This is a genomic window from Shewanella sp. (genome assembly GCF_051658185.1).
Lineage (GTDB): Bacteria > Pseudomonadota > Gammaproteobacteria > Enterobacterales > Shewanellaceae > Shewanella.
The window spans coordinates 1-2,718 of record NZ_JBOFMC010000149.1 but is presented as its reverse complement, the minus strand read 5'-3'; the positions used below and the strand labels follow the sequence as shown (position 1 = coordinate 2,718).

Annotated in this window: 4 protein-coding genes; 2 read left to right on the top strand and 2 right to left on the bottom strand. The window is 50.4% G+C overall.

The window, feature by feature from the left end:
- Positions 1 to 5: 5 nt before the first annotated feature.
- Positions 6 to 218, top strand: coding sequence for a YgaP family membrane protein (locus ACRCZA_RS06230; protein ID WP_438673595.1), 213 nt, complete (start codon positions 6 to 8; stop codon positions 216 to 218).
- Positions 219 to 327: 109 nt separating this feature from the next.
- Positions 328 to 645 carry a rhodanese-like domain-containing protein gene (locus ACRCZA_RS06225; protein ID WP_438673594.1) on the top strand — a complete coding sequence of 106 codons (318 nt, stop codon included), beginning with the start codon at positions 328 to 330 and terminating at the stop codon, positions 643 to 645.
- 245 nt (positions 646 to 890) lie between these two features.
- Here the strand turns inward: ACRCZA_RS06225 and ACRCZA_RS06220 are convergent, their stop codons facing one another.
- Both ACRCZA_RS06220 and ACRCZA_RS06215 read right to left on the bottom strand, forming a co-directional pair.
- Positions 891 to 1,436, bottom strand: coding sequence for a YaeQ family protein (locus ACRCZA_RS06220; RefSeq protein ID WP_438673593.1), 546 nt, complete (start codon positions 1,434 to 1,436; stop codon positions 891 to 893).
- 138 nt (positions 1,437 to 1,574) lie between these two features.
- Positions 1,575 to 2,486 carry a precorrin-2 dehydrogenase/sirohydrochlorin ferrochelatase family protein gene (locus ACRCZA_RS06215; protein ID WP_438673592.1) on the bottom strand — a complete coding sequence of 304 codons (912 nt, stop codon included), beginning with the start codon at positions 2,484 to 2,486 and terminating at the stop codon, positions 1,575 to 1,577.
- Positions 2,487 to 2,718 lie beyond the last annotated feature (232 nt).

The following is a 2,718-nucleotide window of genomic DNA, read 5'->3' as shown; positions in this document are numbered from 1 at the left end:
CAATTATGTCGTTAGAACGCAGTATTATGGCTTTTGCTGGCTTTATGGTGTTACTGTCTTTGGTGTTAACCGCCTTTGTACACCACAACTTTATCTGGTTAACTGCTTTTGTCGGTGCCAATCTGTTCCAAAGTGCCTTTACCGGATTTTGCCCCGCGGCAATGTTAATGCGTAAATGGGGCGTTCGTACTGAAGCCGAAATCGCCAGACAAGGTTAATCATCATTTTTCAAGGAGAAATCAAGTGATCCACCGTTTGCTCAACTGGACGCCACACTTAATACGTATCACTGTGTTAGGCTTGTTGTCATTAGCATGGCTGCCCATCATGGCGCATGCGACGGATCAAGATCCCAAAGTGGCATGGGATAAAATCGCAGCGGGCGCTATGGTGCTCGATGTGCGCACCCCTGCCGAATTTGCCCAAGGCCATTTGGCGAATGCTGTCAATATTCCCTTTGAGCAGGTCGCGCAGGAGTTTGCCAAACGCGGCATAGCAAAAGATGCCCCCGTGGTACTGTATTGCCGCAGTGGTAACCGCAGTGGCAAAGCCACCAAGGCGCTAGTGGCAGCGGGATATACTCAAGCCTATAACGCAGGCGGCTATCAGGCTTTAACCGAGGCGCAAAAAAGCCCAGCTAATTAAGCGAGCCACGACTTAAGCCCATCCACTTATGGCCCGAGCATGAGCTGGCTAGTGTGAAAGCGGTGGCGTGAAAGCTTTGGTGTGAAAGCAGTGGCGACGGTTACATGTGACCATTAAATAAAAACCGAGCGGACAATGGCTGTCCCCTCGGTTTTATTTTGCAACAACATTTTCCAGCAACGCCGCCGCTTGGTGGCTAATCCTTAAAGAATCGTCCTTTAACATAACCAATTTGCATTCATGAGTTAGGTAATGTCTTTGAGGATCTCAGGTTCAACCAGCACGCTCTGCTGACTGTCCGATAACCAGATTTGGCCTTCACTGATGGAGACTTGCAGCGCCATAGTACGGCTGACTAAAGCCGTCATCGCCGTGACCGACTCTTCGGCAATATTCCATACCTTCAGGTTATGATAACGCGCGAGCGCCTGCTCGTTTTGCTTCCACCAAATCGGTACACTACGCCCACCATAGGCAAAAAGCTGCACGGCTTTGGCACGGCCACTGGCTTTTCTTAGCCATTTTTCATCGGCTTGGCCAAATTCCACCCACAGGTTAATCTCGCCTGCAAGGCTCTTTTCCCAAAGCTCGGGTTCATCATCGACACACAACCCCTTTGTGAACACTAAGTCTGCACTGGCATTGATAATAAACGCGAGTAGACGCACCATCATCCGCCCATCGGTTTCTGAAGGATGCTGCGCCAGCGTCAATTGATGATCCTGATAATAGTGACGATCCATATCGGCAATTTGCAGATTGACCTTAAATACGGTCGATTTAGGAGCCATAGTAAATCCTGTGTAAGAGGTGTTGCCAGCCAAAGCTAAACGAGGACGCGAGTCTACCCGAGACCCGCATCGAGCTCAAATAAACTCAAGTCTTAAGTGAATATGCCAGCCCAAATACGCCCGTGACACTGAGCCCCACTAAATCGCGCCGGGACGCAAATGTTTAGCCATCGGGAAATGCGCCTTTAGCCGCGCAATGGTAGCTTCATCGGCCACCAACAACATACGGATGCCTTGCTCATAGGCTTGGCTCAGTTCACTGAGCGCGGGTAACTTAGCGCGATTTGCATCACGGCGCACCATTTCGGTGAGCGCCTCACTTATCGTCTCTTGGCTATAGATCCAATCGAGGCGTTGCAGTAATGGCATCGCCGCGCAGGGTAACAGCTGCGGCGGTGTTGAATCCGTCAGTAGTAACATTTCGCCCTTGGCGGTGAGATGATTAAAAGCATTGCGATAATGCTCCTCGGTGCGACTATCAAAGCGATCACCGTTACTGGCAAAAAATCGCTCCCAAAATAACCGCCGCTGTGTCCCCGTGGTCAGTCGTTGCTGTACTTGAGCTCGCCTACCGGCCACAAAATCCAATAAGGGCGTTAACGAAGGCGGCAAACTGGTCTCAAGTCGGGAGCGTATGGTCCGCGCAAACACCGGTGCCGCACCCGCAGTGCTAATCGCCACGACCAAGCGGCCCCGATCCACAATCGATGGCGTGATAAAACGGCAATACTCCGGATTATCGACCACATTCACCCAAATACCCCGGTCTGCCGCGAGGGAGGCAAGCTCGGCATTGAGCGCCTCATTGGCCGTGGCCAAATAGATTAAGTCGTAATTTTGCATGTCAGAGGGCAGCACTTCCCGTTGAGACAACACGATCCGCCCCTTCTGCACATAATCTTGTACTTCGGCATTCACCTTTGGCGCTATCACATGAATATTGGCCTCAGTGCGGCTCAATAGCGCCAATTTACGGCTGGCAACATCCCCGGCCCCCACTAAGAGGACAGTTAAATTGACCGTATCGATAAACAAAGGAAAGTATTGCATCACCATTCATCTTTTTTATTCGAGCTATTAGCGCAGAAAAATACCCTAAAATTGCGCAATTAACTAGGGATATGATGCATTTAGGCAAAGCGTCGAGTGCCGGTGGCAAGCACTATGGCCTATAGGGACGATGAACAATAACAGATGGTGAGCGGCCAAGAGCTAAGGCGATATATCGCAGCCATAAGATTTTACGTTAGCCTGTTTGCATTAGGACTTTACGCTAGGACTT

Coding starts and splice junctions, on each gene's coding strand:
- ACRCZA_RS06230 (WP_438673595.1), top strand. CDS start 6: ATGTCGTTAGAACGCAGTATTATGGCTTTTGCTGGCTTTATGGTGTTA.
- ACRCZA_RS06225 (WP_438673594.1), top strand. CDS start 328: ATGGCGCATGCGACGGATCAAGATCCCAAAGTGGCATGGGATAAAATC.
- ACRCZA_RS06220 (WP_438673593.1), bottom strand. CDS start 1,436: ATGGCTCCTAAATCGACCGTATTTAAGGTCAATCTGCAAATTGCCGAT.
- ACRCZA_RS06215 (WP_438673592.1), bottom strand. CDS start 2,486: ATGCAATACTTTCCTTTGTTTATCGATACGGTCAATTTAACTGTCCTC.